The sequence below is a fragment of the Mucilaginibacter sp. KACC 22773 genome, from assembly GCF_028736215.1.
Classification (GTDB): Bacteria; Bacteroidota; Bacteroidia; order Sphingobacteriales; family Sphingobacteriaceae; genus Mucilaginibacter.
The window spans coordinates 4,058,616-4,083,908 of record NZ_CP117883.1 but is presented as its reverse complement, the minus strand read 5'-3'; the positions used below and the strand labels follow the sequence as shown (position 1 = coordinate 4,083,908).

At 43.3% G+C, this 25,293-nt stretch carries 12 protein-coding genes; all 12 read left to right on the top strand.

From position 1 onward, the window contains the following. The first annotated feature begins 568 nt into the window (after positions 1-568). The 12 genes from PQ469_RS16705 (at position 569) to galA (ending at position 25,292) form a co-directional block, all read left to right on the top strand. On the top strand, positions 569-3,754 hold the full coding sequence (locus PQ469_RS16705) for a SusC/RagA family TonB-linked outer membrane protein (protein ID WP_274208702.1): 3,186 nt from the start codon (positions 569-571) through the stop codon (positions 3,752-3,754). Positions 3,755-3,785: 31 nt separating this feature from the next. Further along, on the top strand, positions 3,786-5,375 hold the full coding sequence (locus PQ469_RS16700; protein ID WP_274208701.1) for a RagB/SusD family nutrient uptake outer membrane protein: 1,590 nt from the start codon (positions 3,786-3,788) through the stop codon (positions 5,373-5,375). A 24-nt stretch (positions 5,376-5,399) separates the two neighbouring features. Then, positions 5,400-6,947 (top strand): glycan-binding surface protein, encoded by a 1,548-nt coding sequence (locus PQ469_RS16695; protein WP_274208700.1) that lies wholly within the window; start codon positions 5,400-5,402, stop codon positions 6,945-6,947. Between the two features lie 9 nt (positions 6,948-6,956). Further along, positions 6,957-8,471 carry a cellulase family glycosylhydrolase gene (locus tag PQ469_RS16690; RefSeq protein WP_274208699.1) on the top strand — a complete coding sequence of 505 codons (1,515 nt, stop codon included), beginning with the start codon at positions 6,957-6,959 and terminating at the stop codon, positions 8,469-8,471. 156 nt (positions 8,472-8,627) lie between these two features. Continuing rightward, a complete protein-coding gene (locus PQ469_RS16685; RefSeq protein ID WP_274208698.1) occupies positions 8,628-9,803 on the top strand; it encodes a glycoside hydrolase family 5 protein in 1,176 nt (391 codons plus the stop codon). A 177-nt stretch (positions 9,804-9,980) separates the two neighbouring features. Next, on the top strand, positions 9,981-12,044 hold the full coding sequence (locus tag PQ469_RS16680) for a beta-galactosidase (protein WP_274208697.1): 2,064 nt from the start codon (positions 9,981-9,983) through the stop codon (positions 12,042-12,044). A 24-nt stretch (positions 12,045-12,068) separates the two neighbouring features. Next, positions 12,069-13,628, top strand: coding sequence for a GH39 family glycosyl hydrolase (locus PQ469_RS16675; RefSeq protein WP_274208696.1), 1,560 nt, complete (start codon positions 12,069-12,071; stop codon positions 13,626-13,628). A gap of 3 nt (positions 13,629-13,631) precedes the next feature. Continuing rightward, positions 13,632-15,833 (top strand): glycoside hydrolase family 3 C-terminal domain-containing protein, encoded by a 2,202-nt coding sequence (locus PQ469_RS16670; RefSeq protein WP_274208695.1) that lies wholly within the window; start codon positions 13,632-13,634, stop codon positions 15,831-15,833. 295 nt (positions 15,834-16,128) lie between these two features. Further along, entirely contained in the window at positions 16,129-18,171 is a 2,043-nt protein-coding gene (locus PQ469_RS16665) for a beta-galactosidase (protein ID WP_274208694.1), read from the top strand. 138 nt (positions 18,172-18,309) lie between these two features. Then, positions 18,310-20,676 carry a right-handed parallel beta-helix repeat-containing protein gene (locus tag PQ469_RS16660; RefSeq protein ID WP_274208693.1) on the top strand — a complete coding sequence of 789 codons (2,367 nt, stop codon included), beginning with the start codon at positions 18,310-18,312 and terminating at the stop codon, positions 20,674-20,676. Between the two features lie 13 nt (positions 20,677-20,689). After that, a complete protein-coding gene (locus PQ469_RS16655) occupies positions 20,690-22,777 on the top strand; it encodes a discoidin domain-containing protein (protein WP_274208692.1) in 2,088 nt (695 codons plus the stop codon). An 82-nt stretch (positions 22,778-22,859) separates the two neighbouring features. Beyond that, the gene (gene galA, locus PQ469_RS16650) at positions 22,860-25,292 is read left to right on the top strand and encodes a beta-galactosidase GalA (protein WP_274208691.1); all 2,433 of its coding nucleotides are present in this window, start codon (positions 22,860-22,862) and stop codon (positions 25,290-25,292) included. The last annotated feature ends 1 nt before the right edge of the window (position 25,293 follow it).

The window sequence follows — 25,293 nt, the reverse complement described above, 5'->3', positions numbered from 1 at the left end:
CTTCTTCAAGCTATGGTCTAAACAATCGGCTATTTTGTGTTTGGTTCCAAATGTTGACCAATAGTTCACTGAAACCTGTGATTCTAAATTATTATTTAATTTTCCATAGTCGGCAAAGCATAATTAGGTCCTGTTTTTGTGTTTAAATACCTTATTTATAATGTTTTATGATCTGTTGAACATTTGGTCTATATCTTTGTTCAACTCTGCCACTTCTCCTTTTTTAAGTTATCATAGTTTCATCTCCCAGAATATAGTTCAAGACAACGTATTTAAAAAAGTTGCCTTTGAACAATGTTTTACCAATTACCAATAGGACCAACAGTTAACTTTTTTTGAATTAGTAAGCATGCGTCTGGCTGTACCGGAAGTTTTTTACTGATTGTTCGGACAGTAGTATCATGTGCGGAAACGAAGTCGCGGAGTAGTTTCAAATGGCTTTTTGGGGTATTTATTTGCCCGGGAAAATATGATAACAAAAATAAATTATGAATGAAAGAAAAACCAATTAATCACTAACCAAAAGAGACAATGAACCAATTATCAAACCTTAAAATCCTGTTACCAGATGGATAAAAATTTACAAAGAAGAGTGAAATACCAGTTTTCATTAATTATCGCGGGCATATTCCTTTACATTTCTGCCCATGCACAAACCGTAAATATTACGGGCAAAATAACAAGTGCCGACGATGGTGCGCCAATACCAGGAGTAAGCATTAAAATTAAAGGCACAGGCCTCGGAACTGTATCCAGCATTGATGGTAGCTATAATATAGCTGCTGAACCAGGAAAAGTACTTGTTTTTAACTTTTTGGGTTATGCACCTCGCGAGGTAACGGTTAAACAAGCCGGTGCAATTAACGTTAAGCTAAATTCAACCTCCAGCAACTTAAATGAGGTGGTGGTTATTGGTTATGCCAAAGTACCCAGAAAAGACGCTACCGGTTCTATAAGTTCAATATCGGGTACCGAATTGCGCAAAACCCAGCCCACCACTTTTGATCAGGCCCTGCAGGGAAAAGTAGCCGGAGTTGTGGTTCAACAAATATCGGGTCAGCCTGGCGGTGGCGTATCCATTCAAATACGTGGTTTGTCGTCAATAACCGGCTCAAATTCGCCACTGTTTGTAATAGATGGCGTCATTATCCCTCCGGTTTCTGACCCCGGTAGTGGTTCCAATCCATTGAATACCATCAATCCCGCCGAGATAGAATCAATAGATGTATTGAAAGATGCTTCGGCAACAGCCATATACGGTTCGCAGGCAACCAATGGTGTAGTTGTTATTACTACAAAAAGGGGTAAAGCCGGACCACCGCAGATAAATTATGAATTCTATACCGGTTACCAGGAATTACCCAAGCGGCTACCAACAGTAGATTTGCAACAGCTTGCCACTTTCATTAACGCCCGGGCCGCCGTCTGGGGCTTCGATTCGCGCCCCGAATTTGCCAACCCCCAATATTTAGGTAAGGGTACCGATTGGCAAAAAGAATTGTTCCGGAAAGCCCCGATGAACAACCATACGCTAAGAATAAGTGGCGGTGATGCCAGAACACAATATTTGCTATCAACCACGTTTTTTGACCAAACGGGGATAGCCCTTGGATCTGATTTTAAAAGATATTCAGTACGTCTCAATTTGGATAATAAAACCACAAATTGGCTAAAAATAGGGACCAGCCTTCAATTGGCCCACGTTGATGAAAATGTAGCTGCAACCGGCAGTAGTGTAATTAGAACCGCGTTAGACAATACCCCCGATATTCCGGTAACAAACAGTGACGGCTCCTGGGGGGCCGTTACCAACAACAGCGGTTGGGTGCAACCTTCTGCCAACCCGGTAGCATTGGCCACTATTATAAAAAACTTAAGAAAGAGAAATCAGATATTCGGTAACGTATACGCCGAAGTCCAACTTGCTCAAGGTTTATCGTTGCGAAATGAACTATCTGGTAATTTCGATTTTAGTACAGAAGATCATTTTTCGCCATCTTATACTTTTGGTAAAGGTACTCCCAGCCCCAGCAGCGGCTCTTCAGCCTCCGGCCAAAATTTTTATACAGTAATACGCAATTTTTTAACTTATAACCATAGTTTCAGGAAACTTAAATTCGATGCTTTAGCAGGGCATGAATCGCAGGAAAGTACTTTCGAAAATGTTGGTGGCGGACGACGAAATTTTGCTTCAAACAATGTACAGGGCCTTAATGCCGGGGATCCTACCACGGCCACAAACTCAGGCGATAATTCGCTATCAAACCCCACAGGGGGCTCTGCCCAGGAATCCTGGTTCGGTCGTCTGAATTTTTCCTGGGATGATAAATATCTGCTAACCGGCAATATACGGAACGATGGTTCTTCAAATTTTCCAAGCAGCGATCGTTGGGTTACTACTTATTCAGGTGGATTTGCCTGGAAAATTAATAACGAGGCGTTTTTAAAAGGTATAAAAAGTATTGATGAATTAAAGTTGAGGCTTGGGTATGGGCTTACCAACAATCAAGGCATACCAGGCAATACTTTTGTAACTCAACTTACAACAGTATCTAACAGCCTGTCAGGTACAGCACAATTTCAAAGCAATTTGGCAAATCCGTCTGTGAAGTGGGAAAAAACTAATTATTACAGTGCAGGGATTGACGGAACGTTTTTTAACGGGCGGTTAAGTTTGACATTGGATGTTTATGACCGCGAAACACACGGACTTCTATTAAAGGTACCGCTTCCGTTATATACGGGTACTGCTGCTGGTTATTCGCCGGGAACCATGGTGGCACCCTATGCCAATGTGGGTTCGATGAGCAATAAAGGATTTGATTTCCAAATCAACACTACCAATATTACTTCTAAAAACTTTAATTGGAAAACAGGTTTTACCCTTTCGCGGAATATTAATAAGGTGCTTGATTTAGGTTCCGGTGGAAGCCAGGCTAACTTAAGCCAGTCATTTAATAACGATATAATTCAAACAACCAGGGTAGGCCAGCCCATTGGCGAGTTTTATGGCTATATATTTGACGGGATTTTTTCAAAACCAAGTGATTTTCAAACACATGCCCGCCCTGCTAACTCAAGCGGTACCCCATACCCAATTTCTTCGTCGGGCGGTGGGATCTGGTACGGAGATCGTATGTTTAAAGACTTGAATGGCGACGGTATTATCGACTCAAGAGATGAGACTTATTTAGGATCCCCGAACCCGAAATTCCAGTATGGTATCAATAATACATTTAGCTACAAAAATTTTGAATTGAATATCTTCTTCAGCGGCAACTATGGCAACAAGGTGTTTAATCAAGTGCAAGTGTCGCAAACCGATTCGCAAAACAATACCAACTATTTTACAGAGGTATTAAATTATGCAAAATTGGCTTTGGTAAATCCCAACGGCTCTGCATCCGATATTAACAATGTCTATGTTACCAACCCAAACACAACGGTTGTTGGATTGAGACAAGACAATACCAACGGTAATAATCGTCCTAATAGTTTGTTTATCCAGGATGCTTCATTTCTGCGGTGCAAAAACATCACATTAGGTTATGGCATACCAGAAAATATTTTATCAAAAGTATCTGTACAATCTGTTAAAGTATTTGTCACTGTAGCCAATGCATTTGTAATTACAAAATATAAGGGCACAGATCCTGAAATGGGCTCATGGAACCCTCTTCAGTCGGGCTGGGACAACGGTTATTACGCTCAGCCGAGAGTGTTTACGCTTGGTGCAAACATAACCTTGAAATAAGATACGATCACTGATGTTAAAATATATGTTTATGAAATCAACTAACAAAATTATTATCATCCTGCTACTTGCAGCAGCAATTGCCGGATGTAAAAAGAGTTTTCTGGACCGCCCGTCCAACTCGCAGATCAGTTCAAATAATTTTTACAAAACCACCTCTGATTTACGGCTGGCTACTGCAAGCCTATACGCCGGCGGGGAGTGGGGGCGATGGAACAGAAGCGGCATGCTACCACTTGGCGACGTATTGGCCGGCACTGGTAGTTTCGGTTACAGTAACGATTTAGTACAGCTTTTTACACGCACCATTACAGCGCAAAATAGTTATGTGACAGATGGTTGGACCGGCTTGTACAGTATTGTTGCGCAATGTAATACGGTTATTAACGCCATACAGGCGCAGGCTGCTGCGTCCATCCCCCTGGCAGAAAAAAATGCTGCCATAGCCGAGGCGAAATTTGTGCGTGCCGTGGCTTATTATCATTTGGCCGTGTATTGGGGCGCTGTGCCCATTGTTGAAGATAACAGTAAACTGATAGAAAATCCGTTGCTTCCTCGCAATATTGTTTCGGACGTTTATAAATTCGCTGCCAAGGATCTAACATACGCAGCGCAATACCTTCCCAAAACAGACGAAAAAGGCCGGGTAACTACCTGGTCGGCACAGGGAATGCTGGGCAAAGTATATTTAACAATGGCTGGTTGGGGCAAAAGTGGTTCGCGCGACCAGGCACTGCTTGACAGTGCCAAAAAATATGCGGGTAATGTGTGTAAAAATAGCGGATTGTCGCTGCTTCCTAACTACGCCGACCTTTTCAAGTCTCAAAACAACGATAACCAGGAATCATTATTTGCCCTTCAATGGGCTGCGGGTGCTACTTATGGAAACGGTAACGATCTGCAGACTTGGTATGCGCCAACCAACGAGGTACTTCCTTCAAAGAACGGTGGATGGCAATCATTAGCGCCAAGTTACGATTTATACCGGATGTATTCAGCTAAGGATACAGTAAGGCGCAAAGCCACTATTATGCTCAACGGAGATTTTTATCCCGAGTTGAATCAAGCTGCCGGTGGTTATAAGGCTACCGGTACGGGAATGAAAAAACACGTTATTGGCAACGAAAAAGATAACAATGCGCCAACAATGGATATCTGGTCGTCAGTTGAACACAATTCATATCTTAGATTGGCCGACGTGTATTTGATATATGCTGAAGCTATTTTGGGGAGTAATACAGCTACGAGCGATGGTGACGCCCTAACTTATTTTAATAAGGTGCGGGCAAGGGCCGGCGTGGATATTGTGACTGTGATAACCCCGGCTTTACTGCGTGTTGAGAGAAGAGTTGAGCTTGCTTATGAAGGACAATATTGGATGGACCTTGTTAGGTATTCTTATTATGCCCCGAATGACGCTGTGAAGTTACTTAACGACCAGGATGCCACTCACGGTCGTATCTCGTTTACTTATGATCCTAAAACGCGTATTGCAACAAGAGATACTACTGCCACTCCAACTGCGCTCCCTGCCACTATCAGTTCATTTACGCTACCAATTCCGGCATCAGAGTTGGTAAGTGACCCTAAATTGACACAGCCACCGGTACCATATTATTAATTGAAACATTTTAAATAAATTGTTATGAAAAAGAAATCATACCTAAGCTTGTGTTTTTTGCCGCTTTTATTCATGATTGTGGCTTTATCACCAGCTTGTAAAAAGAATGCTGACGCCAGCGGCGCTGCCCCTGTTGTCAAAAGCGTAAGACTTTATCTTGCCTCACCTAACGATGTTGAAATCAGTAACGGTGATCCTAAAACCAGCGGTGCCATATATTCAAATGGCGGCGTATATGTGGCGATAGTTGGGAATAATTTAAAAAATGCGACAGAAATTGATTTTGATGGAGTTCCTGCTTCCATTAACGCTGCCTTTATTTCGCCGAATAACGCTGTGGTAAAATTGCCAATCATCGATTATACCAAGGTTGATACTACTAAGCTCTATAGTCTGGTTTATAAAACACCTGGAGGGTCAACAACGTTTTGGTTTAAATTGGGTCCTTTGATGCCAACTATAAGTGCTATATCCAATGTATTTGCCAACCCAGGCGATTCGGTTTATGTGTATGGTACAAATTTAGTTTTGGTTCAACAGTTTATATATGGCGGAACCAAGATTTCATCGTTCAAATCAGTTTCTGACGGAAGCTCTCTGGGTTTTCTTATGCCGGCGGCAACGCCCACTACCCAAATAGTGATAACCACTAAGTCCGGTACAGCCGTGGATACGATTAAGGCCACACCAACGATTACACGTATTTCTAACGAAAATGCCAGCCCTGGCGATTCAGTTTATGTTTACGGTACCTATTTGAAGAATATTCAATCGCTAAGTTATGCCGGTGCTGCGATTAATTCCTTTAAAACATCGGCTGATTTAAAGTCTGTCGCTTTTGTTGCGCCTGCAACATCGCAAAGCGGACCTGTATCTGTTACTACAAAGTTTGGCACGGGTACTACTATTTACAAGGTTTATACGCCAACATACCTACAAAACGGTGTTATCGAGAACATGGAAGGCGGATGGAGTTTTAATGGTATGAATGGCTGGTGGGCAGCGGGTAGCGGTGGTATTAATAAAGCCTCAAATGATCCATTCGGCTGGCTTACCCACACCACCGACTTTGATGGTGTATTGGGTACAAACAATTCCATATTTATCTTTTTGAATACTGGTATTTTGAATAGCGGTGATGGGGCATGGTATGGCGGTTCCGGAACCCGCTTATCAAGTAATCAATGGGTGCCGGTGGCTAACCTTAATGACGCACCAGGCAACTGGGCCATAAAATTAGAAATAAGTGTTGCAAAAGGCTGGAACGGTGGTGCACTTGATATTACAACAGATGCAGGTGGTGGATATGTATACAGATGGGAACCATGGAAGACCGGAACCGCATACAAAACAAAGGGCTGGATTACTTTAACCATTCCGTTAACGTCGTTCCGTGCAAGTGATCCAACACTTGGTGAGGGCATGGGAGCTTCCATAAATAAAATTACCGATTTGCTTGGCCCAACAGGAAATACCGCCGCCAACATATATGTGCATAATTATGACGCAGCGAAAACTGCTACAGGCTTTTATGGCGCATTTGATAATATCCGTATTGTAAAAATTAAATAAAAAACGAAAATGAAGATATTGAAAATAGAGACGGCGTATAAAATTCTGGGAGTTTTCTTTGCCATTTTAGTGGTGGTTTCCTGTAAAAAATCGGCAACGCCGGCCGCACAACTAACGCTTTCCAATCTGACAGATGCAATACCCGACGGCGGTGGAACTGTAGAATTGAAATTTACCACTAACGCCGCATGGAGCATTGATACTACCGGTATAAGGTGGCTGCATTTAGACAAAGCATCGGGTAGTAACGGGGATGTGACCATTAAATTAACGGCTGCATCAAATTCATCAGGCAGTACCCGGTCGGTGCTATTAAATCTGAGTTCATCTAATGGTCAAAGCAGGCGAATTACCATAATGCAAAATTCCATAATTTATCCATCATATAACACGTCGGCCAAGGCACCCGATGTAACAGGCATGGGCAGCACCGCTTCGCAGCTCGCCGCAAAGATGACAATGGGATGGAATATTTATAACACTTTGGATGCGCCCGGGTGGGAAACCGGATGGGGAAACCCTAAAGTTACCCAGCAACTGATTGATCTGGTAAAATCAACTGGTATGAATTCCATAAGGATTCCTTGCACCTGGAGTAACCACATAATAAATAACCAAACTCAGGAAATAGACCCACTCTGGCTCGCCCGCGTAAAAGAAGTTGTTCAATATTGCATTAACGACAATATGTATGCGATACTTAATACCCACCACGAAGGTTATATCGACTGCACAGTTACAGGTGCTAAACAGGATACTGTTAATGCCAAGCATAAAGCAATTTGGCAGCAAATAGCCACAGCGATGCGTGATTTTGACGAGCATTTGATATTTGCCAGTGCTAATGAACCCAATGCGAGTGATGTACCCACAACCGTTACCTTAATGCGTTATCACCAATCATTTGTTGATGCAGTGCGCAGTACCGGTGGTAAAAATACTTATCGTACTATAGTTATACAGTCGCCTTCTACGTCACTTGATTTGCTTACTTCTTATCTTGATCCGGCTAATGCGTATAAAACACCGACACTACCTACCGACCCTACCCCTAATAAAATGATGGTAGAGTTTCACTATTATAGCCCGTCGCAATTTTGCATATTAAGTGGCGATGCAAGCTGGGGAAAAGAATTGTATTTCTGGGGAAAAGACTTTCATACAACAAACCCACTCTTCCTTGATCGAAACTGCGTAGCTTCAACAGAAGAAGCTTATATGGATAACGCATTTAAAGACGTTAAAACAAAATTTGTCGATAAGGGTATCCCGGTAGTTATGGGAGAATTTGACGTGCAATATCACGCTGATAAATTAAAAGGATACCCGGCTGATTCGATATTGGCATTAAGATCGGGTTGGCATTACTATGCTTATCTCACAAAGCAAGCCAAAGCACATGGTGTGCTGCCGTTTTTATGGGCCAGCGGTATATTTCAACGGCCAAATACCAGTACACCACAGCCCGCATATATAGGAGACCGGCAGGCATTAGATTCGCTAAAAAAAGGTGCAGGGTTTTAAGCAACCAACAATTGAAATAAAACCTTTAGTTAAATTCACCTATTGTAGGTGGTAAATAAGATCATCTGAATAGTATTCTGTTCAGATGATCTTTTAGGTAAAGATTAGGAGAAAATGAAAATTAAGTACTCTTTTAAAATAATAATACCTATAATAATGCTCGCGTCTTTTTCTTCATTAAAAAGCGCGAATGCTTACAATAGGAATGCGAGTTTCCCGCGGCCTGCTATTTATCCTTCTTATAACACCTCGCCAAAGGCCCCCGATTCAGCAGGAATGAAAAGCAATGCCGTTCAGCTCGCCGCTAAAATCAGGTTAGGGTGGAACATCGGCAATACTTTTGAAGCACCCGGCGGTGAAACAGGCTGGGGGAGTCCTATCATTACAGAAGACTATATAAAATTTGTAAAACAGCAGGGGTTTAACGCTATCCGCCTGCCATGCGCCTGGAATTTGACGCATTTAGCTGATAAAGACAAAGCGCGTATAGATACAAATTGGCTTAACAGGGTTAAAGAAGTAATAGGATATTGTGTGGAAAACGATATGTATGTTTTACTCAATATACATTGGGACGAGGGGTGGCTCGAAAACAATTGTACTACTGTTAAAAAAGAGTCTGTTAACGCGAAACAAAAAGCGCTTTGGGAGCAAATTGCAACAGCTATGCGCGATTTTGATGAACACCTGATGTTTGCCAGTGCCAATGAGCCGAATGCAGACAATGCGGAAAAGATGGCGACGCTCGCCAGCTATCATCAAACCTTTGTTAATGCGGTTCGATCCACCGGTGGCAGGAACAGTTACAGGGTGCTGGTAGTTCAGGGCCCTTCAACGGATATCGACAAAACAAACGACTTGATGACTAACCTGCCACTGGACCAGGTGGCAGCGCGGATGATGGTGGAGGTTCATTACTACTCGCCGTATCAACTTTGCCTGATGGACGGCGATGCCAACTGGGGCAAAATGTTCTATTATTGGGGGGCCGGGCACCACTCTGCAATAGAACCCAACCACAATGCCACATGGGGTGAAGAAAATGATGTGAATGCAACTTTCCACAAAATGAAGGCGAAGTTCGCCGACAAAGGGATTCCCGTTTTATTGGGCGAGTATGGTGCCTATAGGCGTAACAACAGCAAACATATCCCTTTAGATTTGGCAACGCATAACGATGCAGTGGATTATTGGCTAACTTATATTACTAAACAAGCTAAAGCTAACGGGATGCTGCCATTTTTCTGGGACACAGGTGGTGCTTTGGACAGGCAAAATTATTCCGTAAAAGATCAACGTACAATTGTAGCGCTTAATGCGGGAGCTAACTAAAATATTACACAGAAAAGGTGCAAATTACATTCGAATAATTGCAGAGTCAATATCACCTGCATCTATAACAAATGACATTATTGATAATGCTGAATGAAATTTATGGTGAAACAACTTAAAATAGCTTCTATAGAAAAGCCCGGGACCTTTTTGATGAGAAAATTAATAACTACAATTATGTTAGGGATCTTAATCCCTTCGGCTGCGCTAAAAGCACAGGAAGCCAGTCGGTTTTTCCCGGAAAAAGATTTGGTAACAACCGGTATCTATTATTACCCCGAACATTGGAGTGAAGCCCAATGGGAAAGGGATATTAAAAAGATATCAGACATGGGATTTGAGTTTGTTCACCTGGCTGAATTTGCCTGGTTCAAAATGGAGCCCGAAGAAGGCCGGTTTGATTTTACCTGGCTTGACAGGGTGGTGGGGCTTTGCACAAAATATCATCTCAAGGTGTTGTTGTGCACGCCTTCCGCGACCACCCCAACCTGGATGCGGATAAACTACCCGGAGACGTTTGTTATGGATGGCCACTATATCCGTGCAGAGAATGGTACGCGGGGATTAGAGTCAATGGTCAATCCAAAATTTCGCGGCTTCGTGAAAAGTATAGTAGCGGAAATGGCAAAACGATACGGGCAGAACAAAAATGTGATTGGGTGGCAAATAGATAATGAACCCGGGGCTGTTGCCGACTATAGTCCCTCATCACAGGAAGCATTCAGGGCGTGGCTGAAAAAGAAATACAAAACTATTGATGCATTAAATACCGCCTGGGGTGCCGCATTCTGGAGCCAGTGGTTCAATAGTTTTGACCAGGTAATCATCCCGAATACGAACCTGGTAGGCTGGTGGGGCAATAATCCTCACGCATTACTGGATTTTAAAAGATATTCGGCAGATGCCCAGGCTGAGTTCCTTGATTTTCAGGCAGAAGTTTTACGCGGCAACGTTTCAAAGGCGCAATTTATTACCACCAACTATACTGCCGTTTGTACGGGTTCCGACCCTAACCGTACTACGAAACTGGATTTCGCAACATATACGGCATATCCAAACGGAGGATCTGACAACATTGGCGAATCAGGGTTTCGCTTAGGCAACAGTGATGTTGTTCTTTTTGCTTCAGAATATTACAAATCTGTAGGTGGCGTGTCGGGGGTTTTGGAAATTCAGCCAGGGCCTGTTAATTGGGGAAGCTACAACCCCCTGCTTTTGCCGGGTACCGTTAGGCTATGGTTATACCATAGTTTTGTGGCTGGTGGAAAGATTGCCTGTTCGTACCGCTTTCGTCAAATCTTGTACGGTGCAGAGCAATATCATGCCGGTGTGATACAAACGGATGGTGTAACACCCTCGCAGGGGGGTAAAGACTATATGCAGTTCATGAAAGAAATAACAGAACTGAGGAAGCAATTTACGCCAGGCACTAAAATGCCCGCAAAGCTGGCCGCACGGTCAACAGCGCTTTTGTGGAACGTTGAAAATTATTGGAGCATTGACAGGCAAAAGCAGACAGGACAATGGAATACCTGGGATTACCCGGTAAAATTCCTTAAAACGGCAAGATCATTAGGTGCACCTGTTGATGTAATTCAGGAAACGGCAGATTTGTCGAAGTATAAGTGTGTAATCGTTCCCGCCTATGAAATGATTGATTCTGCATTGGTGAAAAAATGGAATGACTATGTAGCAAAAGGCGGCCATCTGGTTATTACCTGCCGTACAGGTACCAAAGATCGCAGAGGGCATTTTTGGGAAGGGGAGACTGCCTTACCAATTTCAAACCTGATTGGCGCCCATATAAGCCAAACCGATATGCTTTCGTCATATGGTAAAGGCGATATATTGATGAATTCCAATCATTATCCGTGGCATAGTTGGGCGGATTTGCTTGTGCCGACTGATACTGCGGGGGTGCTGGCCACCTATAATAACCAGTTCTATAAAGGAAAAGCTGCTGTAGTAAAACACCGGATTGGCAAAGGCGATGTAACCTATATCGGTGTAGATGCCGATGATGCTAAATTAGAAAAGGATTTGTTGAGGCAGATTTATAAAGATGCCGGCGCTACAACGGAGGATTATCCTGCCGGTGTATTTGTTTATTGGCGCGATGGTTTTTATACGGCATTAAATTACTCATCAGAAAATTACACGGTAAACTTGCCGGAGAATGCAAAAGTCTTAATTGGGGAAAAAACATTAAAACCATCGGGCGTGCTCGTGTGGACAGAATAATTTTAATAAGAATTAACAAAACAGATGAAAAAAATAATTTGGGTACTGGTGGTTTCTCAATTCGCTTTTCTGGCAAATGTAAAAGGGCAAAGAGCGATTAATGTAGATTTAAACAAGACATCGGGTAAGCTTAATACCATGTTTAATACCTGTGTAGGTGCAGGCCGGGCAAATGAAGGGCTACGTGCCGACTGGCAGCAACAACTGGAATACGTAAGAAAACAATGTGGTTTCCGGTATATCCGCATGCATGGCTTACTTACCGATGATATGGCCGTGTATACCGAAGACTCAAAAGGGAACCCGCAGTATAATTATATGTATGTAGATGTCCTGTTTGATTTTCTCCATAAAATTGGGATGAAGCCTTTTGTAGAACTGGGTTTTATGCCAAATGCCCTGGCAAGTGGAAGCCAGACAATTTTTTGGTGGCGTGGCAATGTTACCCCTCCAAAAGATTATAACAAATGGCAGGCGCTCATTACCAACCTTGTTCAGCATTTTACAGAACGGTACGGAGCCGAAGAAGTAAAGTCGTGGTACTTTGAAGTATGGAACGAGCCCAATTTATCACCGGGATTCTGGACCGGGACGCAGGATGACTATTTCAAACTGTACGATTATACCGCAAAGGCAGTTAAAAGTGTAAATCCCGGATACAAAGTGGGCGGCCCGGCCACGGCCGGCGCAGGCTGGGTTCCCGAGATGATCAGTCATTGCAGCAAAAATAATATCCCGATTGACTTTGTCAGTACCCATTCTTATGGCGTAAACCAGGGCTTTTTAGATGAATATGGCAATTCGGGTACCGTATTAAGTAAAGACCCGATGGCCGTAAGCGGCGACGTGCTCAACTCCCGTAAACAAATCTCTCAATCAGCGAAACCCGGCCTGGAACTGCACTATACAGAATGGAGCGCATCGTACACACCGGCAGATCCCGTGCATGATAGTTATCATGAAGCCGCCTATATCCTGGAAAAATTAAAACAGGCTGGCAATGCGGCCAACTCCATGTCGTACTGGGTTTTTACGGATGTGTTTGAAGAACCAGGCCCACGGTTTACACCTTTTCATGGAGGTTTTGGTTTACTCAACATTCAAGGCATAAACAAACCGGCTTTTTATTCCTATAAGTTTATGAATAAACTTGGAGGAACGGAGTTAGCCAATACCGACATCCGCTCATGGGTTTGCAAAAACGATAAAGGGGATATACAGGCATTATTGTGGGATTATACTTATACTTTACCGGATTCTGTCAATAACCAGTCTTACTATATCAAGGATTTGCCCGCCAAATCAAAAGGCAAGGTGAAAATAAATCTGTCGCATATACCTGCCGGGAAATATACTATGGAAATTTATAAAGTAGGTTATAGGATGAACGATGCATATACACGCTATGTGGATATGGGCAGGCCTGGACAGTTAAACAAGCAACAGGTTGAAAAGTTAAAAGAAGAAAATGGCTCTCCTGTCGCAAAACGGCAAATTGAAATCAAGCCTAATTCTGTGTATTCCCAAGAGCTTGATATCCGGGAAAATGATGTTATCCTGGTAAACTTTATTAAAAAATCTTAACCCATGAATGTAATGATATTTAAAATAGTGGTAAAAAGATACTGCTTTATGCTTTCTTTTATGTTGCTGATGGTAGGAGTAACAAAGGCACAGCAAAGTTTGAGTAATAACAATCACGAACAAAAAATCCGTTCCCTCATCAGCCAGATGACATTGCTGGAAAAGGTAAGCCTGTTGCACGCCAATTCCAAGTTTTATGTATCAGGTATTAAAAGGTTAGGTATCCCCGAATTAGCGCTGAGTGATGGCCCGCACGGCGTACGCGCCGAAATTAACAGGAACGACTGGGCTTATTCGGGTTGGACGACTGATTCGGCAACCTGCTTTCCTCCGGGAACAGCCCTTGCTGCAACCTGGAACCCCCAACTGGCCTCAAAACAGGGACTTGTATTAGGTGAAGAAGCCCGTTTTCGAAAAAAAGATGTGCTGCTTGGGCCTGGTATTAATATTATCCGTTCGCCACTTGGTGGCCGTAACTTCGAATACATGAGCGAAGATCCTTTTCTTATTTCGAGGATGGCCGTAGCTTACATCAAAGCGCTGCAGTCCAAAGATGTTGCGGTGAGCGTAAAACACTGGGTAGCCAACAACCAGGAAACACATCGCGATTCTGTTGATGTGCAAGTAAGCGAAAGGGCTTTTCGCGAAATTTATTTGCCGGGTTTCAAAGCAGCCGTCACCGAGGGCGGCTCTTATACCGTTATGGCTGCTTACAATAAATTCAGGGGCGACTGGTGTTCGGAAAACGAGTATCTCAACAGGCAAATTCTTCGGAAAGAATTTGGATTTAAAGGTATTTTAATGACCGATTGGGCCGCGGCGCATACTACGGTAAAAGCTGCGTTAAGCGGGCTCGACCTGGAAATGGGTACCGATATAAAAGATTATAACGAATGGTATTTTGCCAATCCGTTAATAAAAGCGGTAGAAGAAGGAAAAGTACCCGTATCGGTAGTTGATGAAAAAGTAGCTAATGTGCTGCGTGTAATGTTCAAAACAAAGATGTTTGATGAGGGTAACCGTGAAAAGGGAAAAATGAATACACCGGAGCATCAAAAGGCAGCCTATAATTCTGCTGCCGAAGCGGCGGTGTTACTTCAGAACAAGGGCGGTATTCTCCCTATCAATTTTAACAAAATACAATCGATTGCGATTATTGGTGATAATGCTACCCGGAAACATTGCGGGGCGGGGCTTAGCTCCGAAATAAAAGCGTTATATGAAATAACTCCGTTACAGGCAATCAAGCAAAAGTTCGGCGCCAACGTAAAAATAAATTTTGCGCAGGGCTACGAGAAGCAATCTACATTCAAAGAAGGCAGCAACGGGGGCCAGGGAAATTCGAACAATGTTGATTGGAAACTGATTCAGGAAGCTGTAAAAGTTGCCAGGGAATCAGACGTGGTTATTGTTTTCGGAGGGTTAAACCATGACTTTGATACGGAATCTTTTGACAAGCAAAATATGGATTTGCCTTACGGGCAGGAAGTTTTAATGCAGGAAGTGGCAAAAGCAAACCCTAACACAGTTGTGGTAATGATTGCCGGTTCGCCTGTAAAATTAGCAGGCATTGTTAACCGTGTACCTGCTATTTTATGGTCGTGGTATGGCGGCATGGAGGCGGGCAATGCGGTGGCAGATATATTAAGCGGCAAGGTGAATCCATCAGGCAAATTACCTTTTACATTACCTGTTACGCTTGATCAGTCGCCGGCACATGCATTGGGCAATTTTCCTGGAAAAGATTTGAAGGTAAATTACGAGGAGGATATTTTGGTGGGATATCGCTGGTTTGATACTAAGAAAATCCAGCCCCAGTTTCCTTTTGGATACGGGCTTTCATACACTGGTTTTGTACTTAGTAATTTGTCGACAGACAAGAAGATCTATGAAAAGAATGATATCATCCATGCAAAATTAGCGGTTAAAAATACAGGCAGCCGTTATGGTGCCGAGGTTGTGCAATTGTATGTAAGCGATCCTGTTAGTTCGGTGTTGCGTTCGGAAAAGGAACTCAAGGCTTTCGAAAAAGTTTTTCTGCAACCAGGCGAAACGAAAACAGTTGAACTGGATGTAAAAGTTGGCGATTTAGCTTTTTACGATGAAACAAAAAAAGCTTGGAATGTTGAAGCCGGCGAATTTGTTCTTCAATTGGGTAATTCATCACGCAATATTTTAAAAACAGTAAAAATATCCGTTAAATAAACATCAATCTGGATACTGTCATACTCAGAAGCAATTTCCAATTAATAAACAAATGTCGGTTTTGTATAAAAGAAAGTCCCTTTAAATCAAACATTAGGGCATTCTTTAAGCTAAATTTGACTCACCAATTATCAATTCCTTATAATAAATTAAGTGGAGAACCAACTATTGACTGCGATGTGCCTTTCTGCCTGGATTTGCTAGGGCCTGCTCTACAAATAACAAAGGAATTTATTCTGCTTTAGGTAATTCATCACGTAATATTTCAAAAACGGTAAAAATATCAGTTAAATAAATGAAGATACAAATCAAACAGCTTTTGATAATTTCAACGCTGTTGCTTGCTACCTTGTCGATTAAAGCTCAGGAATTATATGTGGGCACCAACTATCATCCACACGATGATAAAGACCAGGAAAAAATAAAAAAGGACATTGGATTGATGAAGGCTGCCGGATTCAAGGTGGTTAGGATGGGCCACCTGGCCTGGGACAGTTATGAGCCCTCTGAAGGTAAGTTTGATTTTCAATGGTTTGATTTTGTGATGGACATGATGAATAAAGCAGGGATTAAGGTGGTCCTTGACATCGCTATTCGTCCGGCACCTATTTGGTTGCACCATAAATATCCCTCAATTGATGTTACCAGCCCAGCGGGCAATGCGCAATACCCTAACCATCGGTATATGGAAGATGTAGGTGATCCGATGTATCAAAAATACGCTGTGCGTTATGCGGATACACTTACAAAACACTATGCTAAACATCCGGCCCTATTAGCTTTTGGTGTCGATAACGAATCTGGCGACGGCCCTATTTCATACTCAGAAACGGTAAGAAAGAGGTTCGTGGTGTGGTTAATGAAGAAGTATGCTACCATTGACAATTTTAACAAGGCCTGGGCTACGCAACGCTGGTCAAGAAGGATTAACGATTTTGATGAAGTAGGGCTACCTGTAACCGGTGAAAAAAATGGCTCCCCGGAGAAAATATTGGATTTCAGGCGCTTTATATCTGACGAAGTTAACCAGATCTTATTTAAGGTACTCGACAAGGTTAATGCCAATGCACCCAATGCGCTAACTAATACCAATGCCTGGTATTACAGTGCGTTGAAGTATTTTGACTATTCGCAGATTGCTTATTCAGGCAAGATGTCACGGGGAGGGGCGGGCTTTTATCCGGGGAATTCTTTAACTACCAATTGGGGGGTGATGAATGCCTTGTTCGGAATTTCCCGTATTCAGTTTGAAAGTACAAACCCCTTCTGGTGCAGTGAATTTACTACAATGACCGCAGTTCCTAATTCGATCAGGAAATCGGCCTATGCCACGCTGATGTACGGCAATCAGGTGGTTTGCGGATGGACCTGGCAAAGTATGTGGTCGGGCGAAGAACAATACCTGGAAGGGATGCTTGACTGGGACGGAATTCCCAACCGCAAATATGACGAATACAAAAAGATAGCAACAGAGTTTAAAAAGATCGAAAAATACTTTCCTTACAAGGCCAGCCCGGAAGTTGGCTTAGCATTTTCATTCCCAAGTCAGATAGCCAGCAGCTCGTTCCCCGAGGCGCAGGACCAACAGTTACAGAGTTGCTGGAATCTGTTTTATAATCGTAATATGGATGCCAATGTTGTTGAGATCAGTAAAAGCCTATTAAAGTATAAATTACTTTTTGTGCCCGGTGTAACAGTAATGGATGAAACCACCGCCAATAAAATAAGGGATTTTGTAAAAAATGGCGGGACAGTGGTAATGACAAGTAATTCTGCCGTGGTTGACGAAACGGGGAGAGTATTTGCATCTACTCATCCGGGGCGTTTAAGCGATGTATTTGGAATACGGGTAGCCGGTTATGAAGAAACAGAGCCGATGAATGAAGTATCGCGCACATCGTTGAGAGGCAAAAAAATTGAACTAAATTACATAGGGAAAACTGTTGGAACAGAATCAACACGATTTGACGTTGTGGAATCCAAAGGTGCCGAAATTCTTGGAAGCATAACCAGCTTAGATAAAGATTACCCGATCATTACTTCTAACAAATACGGCAAAGGCAGGGCAATTTATGTAGGCTTGCCTGCAGGCGGCGATGTATTGGGCCCATTGCTTGATAAACTGATAGATGAACTGGGGATTAAAAAGGGCCCGCAGGTTCCTACGGGCGTTATGGCAAGGCAAATTGATAAGAACCATTTTTTATACCTGAACGTGACCGGAGAACCTAAAGAAATACCAATGAATGGGAAATCGCAGAGTATTCTGTTCGATAAAAGTTATACCGGCAATTTTACCATTGCACCGTACGAACCTGAGTTTATAGAGATAAAATAGCTTTAGTTTCTGGTATACTGAATAAACAAAAAAGATAATTGAATACATCCTGCAATCGATTGAGTATTATAAAATATTCGGCTAAAAAGGCGCGACTGGGCAATGTCAGCATACGGGGTAATTCTTAAACAGCGTTAAATGCAAAAAGTAAAATATTTAATAGTAACGGTGGTTTTATTCGCTGCGTTTCTGTGGCCGGCCGGCAGCAACGCACAAACCAATTTGTATGTCTCCCTCAGGGGTAATGATAGCAATCCGGGTACGCAAAGTAAGCCTTTTGCTTCTATAAACCGTGCAATGATCACGGCACGGAAAATTCCGGGAGCTATTTTCATCAGGCTTTATGGGGGCACATATCATTTGAGTAAACCTGTGGTATTCAGTCCTGCCGATTCCAGGAAGGATAATGAGCCCCTGACTTTGACGAGCGTTGATCGCCAGGAGGTGATCATAAGCGGCGGCGCTAAATTAGACGGCCTGAATTGGACAGCATACAAAAATGGTATCTGGCAGGCTAAGGTCGGTCATGACTTTGTTTTTGATGAACTGTTTGTGAACGGAAAATTGCAGCATATGGCCCGTTATCCAAACTATGATCCTTCGGCACAGTTTCTTGGTGGCGTAGCAGCCGATGCTATCAGCAAAGAACGGGCTGCAAGGTGGAAGTCGCCCGCGGGTGGGTATGTGCACGCATTGCACAGTGCCAGGTGGGGCGATTTTCATTATGTCATAACCGGGAAGGACAGCAGTGGTAACCCTATATTGGAAGGGGGCTGGCAAAATAACCGGCGTTCGGGTATGCATGAAAAATACCGTTATGTAGAGAATGTTTTTGAAGAGCTTGATACCGTCAACGAATGGTTTTATAACAAGAAAACGAAAATCTTATATTATTTCCCACCTAAAGGCCTTGATTTAAAAACTGCAAAGTTTGAAACGCCTCAGATTGCCCATTTATTTGAATTTAAAGGGACGGAAGAAAAGCCGGTTAAAAACATTGCTATCTCCGGGCTTACATTAACAGGAACGGTACGCACCTTTATGCAGAACAAGGAGCCGTTGCTGCGCAGCGACTGGACAATTTACCGGGGTGGGGCCGTGTTATACGAAGGAGCAGTACATTGCCGTCTGGAAAATTGTGTGCTGCATAATTTGGGCAACAACGCCGTTTTTTTTAGCAAATTCAACCGGGACTGTGAAGTGTCAGGGTGCCGGATTTCCGAAATCGGTGCAAGCGGCATTTGTTTTGTCGGCGACCCGGGTGCGGTGCGTTCGCCCAGCTTTGAATATAACGAGTACATACCACCGACAGAAATAGACCGTACGCCAGGGCCAAAAACAAACAATTACCCAAAAGACTGTAAAGTTTATGATAACCTGATGTTTAACCTCGGTTATGTAGAAAAACAATCAGCGGGGGTGGAGCTCTCCATGTGTCAGGACATTGTTGTAAGCCACAATACCATTTACGATGTACCCCGCGCAGGCATCAACGTAAGCGAAGGAACGTGGGGAGGGCATATCATTGAATATAACGATGTGTTTAATACCGTAAAAGAAACCGGAGACCATGGATCATTTAATTCCTGGGGACGCGATCGTTACTGGCAGGCCGATAAGAAAAAACTTGATTCAATTGTTGCCGAAAATCCCGGCATAGCACTCCTTGATGTGGTAAAGCCGATTATTCTTCGTAACAACCGGTTCCGCTGCGACCATGGTTGGGATATTGACCTGGACGATGGATCCAGCAACTATCTTATTTACAATAATCTGTGCTTAAACGGGGGAATCAAGCTGCGGGAAGGCGTAAGCCGTGTTGTTGAAAACAATATCATGGTCAATAATACTTTTCATCCCCATGTATGGTTTAAAAATAGTGGCGACCTGTTTCGTCATAATATCGTTGGAACTGGATACTTGCCTATCGGTATTTCTGCCTGGGGAAAAGAGGTTGATTACAACGCTTTTCCTGATTCTGTTTCATTGGCTGAAGCGCGCTTGCGCGGAACGGATAGTCATTCGGTGCACGGGCCTCTAACCTTTGAAAATCCTCGGGAAGGAGATTTTCGCGTGAAGGAAGGTGCTGCGTTGTCCATCGGCTTCAAAAATTTCGCGATGGATAATTTTGGTGTTGTTTCCGCGCGGCTGAAAGCTATTGCCAGGAAACCGGCCTTCCCGGCAATCGTAGTCACTAATAATTTAAGCAAAGATGATGCAATAGATTTTATGGGTGCCAGGATTAAAAACCTGAGCACGGCCGGCGAGCAATCTGCAACTGGCATGGATCAGATCAGAGGGGTGTTGGTACTCTCTGTTGCCCACGGATCGGCTGCATCGGGATTCCTTCAGGCCAATGATGTAGTAATTACTTTTAATCTCAGGCAGGTTAACAACCTTAAAGATCTGCTTGAAGCCCGGGGCGCGGTGACCGGGAAAAATACCGAAATAGTGGTCTTTCGCAACCAACACCAGTTGAAGCAAAAGATTGAATTAAAGATGTAATAAATATGAATTTATGAATAGAAATTTTTTCCTGGGAATTGTTTTTTCTTTATGGCCGGCAGTGTTTTGCAGCGCTCAAATCAGTGCGCCTAAACCATTTGGCCCGGTGCCAACCAGTAATCAACTGCGTGTGCAACAAATGGAATCTTATGCATTTGTGCATTTTTCATTGAACACCTATACCGATCAATCCTGGGGATTTGGTAACGAAGATGTGAATTTGTTTAATCCAAAAGATCTGGATTGCCGTCAATGGGCACGCACCTGCAAAGAAGCAGGTATGAAAGGAATCATCATTACCGCAAAACATCACTGCGGCTTTTGCCTTTGGCCATCAAAATATACGGCGTATTCTGTTAAAAATTCGCCATGGAAAAATGGCAAAGGCGATGTAGTGAAAGAAATGGCCGCGGCCTGTAAAGAATATGGTTTGAAACTGGGGATTTATTTATCGCCCTGGGACAGAAACAGCCCTGATTATGGCAAGCCCGAATACATTACCTATTTCAGAAACCAGCTTACTGAGCTGCTAACTAATTACGGGCCTATTTTCGAAGTATGGTTTGATGGTGCTAATGGCGGGTCGGGGTATTACGGCGGTGCTAACGAAACCCGTACCATCGACCGGACAACCTATTATGACTGGAAGAATACTTATGCCCTTATCCATAAACTGCAGCCAAATTGTGTAATCTGGAATGATGGCGGCGAGAGGGGCGATCTTCGTTGGGTAGGAACGGAAGCAGGTTATGTAGGCGAAACCAATTGGAGCCTGCTTAATGCTACTGGCGAAGTAACCTGGAATATGTTGCATCATGGTTTAGAAAACGGTAATGCATGGGTTCCCGCCGAAGTAAATACATCTATCCGGCCAGAGTGGTTTTATCATCCCGGTGAAGACACTAAGGTAAAAACGTTGCCCCAGCTGATGGAGACTTATTATCACTCCATTGGTCGTAATGCCACTTTCCTGCTTAACTTCCCTATCATGCCCAATGGCTTGATCAATGAACGAGATGAAAAAGCAGCCCAGGAATTTGGTAAAGCGGTTAAGGAAGCCTTTGCGGTTGACCTTACTAAAATAAAGAAAACAACCGCTTCCAATATTCGGGGCAACAATAAGGAATTTGGCGCCGGTAAAGCTGTCGATAATAATAAAGACACTTATTGGGCAACAGACGATGATGTAAAAACTGCTTCGTTGACTATCGATTTGGGCAAGCCAACTACATTCAATCGTTTCCTGGTGCAGGAGTACATCCAGCTGGGGCAAAGGGTGAAAGCATTCAAAGTTGAAGCCTTTGTTGATGGTAACTGGAAAGAAGTAGCCAACGCAACAACCATTGGGTACAAACGTATCCTTACTTTCCCGAGTGTGAAGGCAACAAAGATTCGGTTAAATATTACGGATTCAAAAAGTTGTATTGTTATTTCCAATATCGGTGTTTATGATGCGCCGCAGATTTTAACTACTCCTTCTATAATCAGGGACCAATCCGGTAAAATCATTATAACCCCGGCAGATAAGGAATCGGTAGTTTACTACACATTGGATGGAAGTGCACCTACCACAGCTTCAAAAAAATATACCGGGGCGTTTCAAACAGATGGGAAATTGGATGTAAAGGCAATTGCCGGCGACCCTGCCACGGGCAAAAGCAGCCCTGAAGTTGAGGAGAAATTTGACCAACCCCGCACGGATTGGAAAATTTTAGGAGTAAGCGACGAAAAGGCTAACGAGATTTTAGATGGAGATCCTTCTACCGTATGGCACCAGGATAAAGAGAAAAAAATGCCGGTTGATTTGGTGATCGACCTGGGAAAAGAAGAAACCCTGTCTGGTTTCAGGTATTTGCCCGATCCGGGTTTGTGGGGCCCCGGCATTATCACCACCTATCAATTTTATGTGTCTGTCGACAACAAAGAATGGAAACTGGTTGATGAAGGGGAGTTCCCCAATATTAAAAACAACCCGCTGATACAAATTAAAAGCTTTGCGGCCGTAAAAGCACGCTATATTAAATTGAGGGCTTTGAAGAATACGGAAGGCAACGATAATACAGGATATGCCGAAGTGGATGTAATTACAAGCCAACCCTAATGTTATCGTCCGGTCTTTAAGGAGCCGGTTATCTATTTAAATGATGAATACACATAGTCATACTAATAATCAGTTATTTAATATGCTACTGCGGGGGATTGCACTCTTGTTTGCAGCTTTATTAGCGTTAAATGCAACGGCCCAGAACACGCCATCGAAAAGGACAAAAGATAATTTTGACTTCAGCTGGCAGTTTCACAAAGGCGATATCGCTATCAAACGGGCAGTTAAAGCTGCTGGATATGGTGGCTTAACAGATATCAATGTCAAAGTTGAAACAAATAAAGAAGCCATTGTTGCTTATACCGATGTTGATAAAGCAGCAACATTTAAACCCGAAGACTGGAAGGAAGTAAACCTTCCGCACGATTGGTGTGTGGAGGGAACTTTTGTTAACGATAAATCAATCGGGAGTTCGCCTGCTGTCAGCGGATATTTGCCCGGTGGGATAGGTTTTTATAGGAAGGAATTTGAAATACCGGAAACCGATAAAGGAAAAAAAATATCCATTGAATTTGATGGAATTTTCAGGAACAGTACCGTTTGGGTCAATGGTCAGCTTTTAGGCACACACCAAAGTGGCTATACACCTTCAACCTATGATTTGACAGATGTTTTGCGCTACGGCAACGAAGGCAAAAATGTTATTCTTGTAAAGGTTGATGCTACCGAATACGAAGGCTGGTGGTACGAAGGGTGCGGAATTTACCGGCATGTTTGGCTCAATAAAACCGACAAGCTCCATGTTGACCGGTTTGGCACCTACGTTACTACATCTTTAGTTTCACCGGGTGAAGCCGCTGTAAACGTAAAAACCAATATTAAAAACGAATACGGTGTAGTTAAAAACATCACGCTCGTGTCTAAAATTGTAGATAATAAAGGAGCGGTGCTTGACACCAAAACTTCATCTCAGGTAATTGAGCCGTTTAGCACATCCGAACTTTCACAAAAAGCAGTTATTCAAAAACCCTTGCTTTGGGCGCTCGAAACACCAATTCTTTACAAAGTACTCACAGAAGTTTCTGAAAACGGGATTGTCATCGACAATTACGAAACAACTTTTGGGGTTAGGACTATCGAAATAAACCGGAATGGTGTATTTTTAAACGGGAAGCTTTACCCGGTGAAGGGCACTTGCAACCACCAGGATTTTGCCGGGATTGGCGTGGCCCTTCCTGATAAAATAAACGAATACAAATTAAAGTTGCTCAAAGAAATGGGCAGCAATGCTTATCGTTGTTCCCATCATCCGCCCACGCCTGAGCTGCTTGATATGTGCGACAGGATGGGGTTACTTGTATTGGATGAGAATCGTATGTTGTCCAGCTCTGAAGAAGGGGTAGCGGATTTGAAATCCATGTTGTACCGGGATCGCAACCACCCGTCGATATTTATGTGGAGTATGGAAAATGAAGAATGGATTCAAGGTACAGTAACCGGGGCCAGGATACTAAAAACACTGGTGGATGTCACGCATAAAATTGACCCGACCCGACCTGTCACCGCTGCTATGAATCATGGACGGAACGAAGGTGGTTATAGCGATGTGCTGGATGTTGTGGGATATAACTATGGTGATAAGGGATTGGCGTATGTGAAAGACCATGAAAAATATCCCAACCGGGTTGAGTTTTGTACAGAGTCCACAAGTTTCATTTCAACCCGTGGAGAGTATCAGAACGATTGGGGAAAAGGTTTTGTATCCAACCTTGGGTTATGGCAGCCCAACTGGGGGCCGCTGCCTGGTGAAGACTGGGCGGACGTTGTTAAATATCCCTATCTCGGCGGCTTGTTTGTGTGGACCGGTTTTGACTACCGTGGTGAGCCTACGCCATACCAATGGCCATGCGTTACCTCTCATTTCGGGTTTATGGATATATGCGGCTTCCCTAAAGACGGATACTACGCTTACAAAGCAGCCTGGACAAACGAGCCGGTGGTTCATATTTTCCCCCATTGGAGCTGGCCCGGCAAAGAGGGTGACAGCATAAAGGTGCATTGTTACACCAATTGCGACGAAGTGGAGTTATTGCTGAACGGCAAAACCATAGGCAGGCAAAAAACAACTCCTTATACCAAACTGATATGGACCCTTATATATAAACCCGGTAAATTGGAAGCCAGGGGATATAAAGGCAGAAAGTTGGTAACACGAGACATTGTTGAAACAACAACTGATCCCGCCCAATTAACCTTGAAGAGCGATTGCGCCATACTTAAAGCAGATGGTACAGATGTGGCTGTTATCCGGGTGGCACTTAAAGATGTCAAAGGAAGGGTAGTCCCTACAGCGGCCAACCTGGTAAGGTTTTCAATTGAGGGCCCCGGAAGAATCATCGGTACAGGCAATGGTAACCCAAGCAGTCATGAACCCGATAAAGCCAGCCAGCGGATGGCGTTCAACGGATATTGTTTGGTGCTGGTACAATCAAATAAGCAGGCCGGGGAGATCCGGTTAAAAGCGTCTTCCGAAACCCTTAAAGGAGCTGAAGTTGTTATTAAAGTCCAATAAG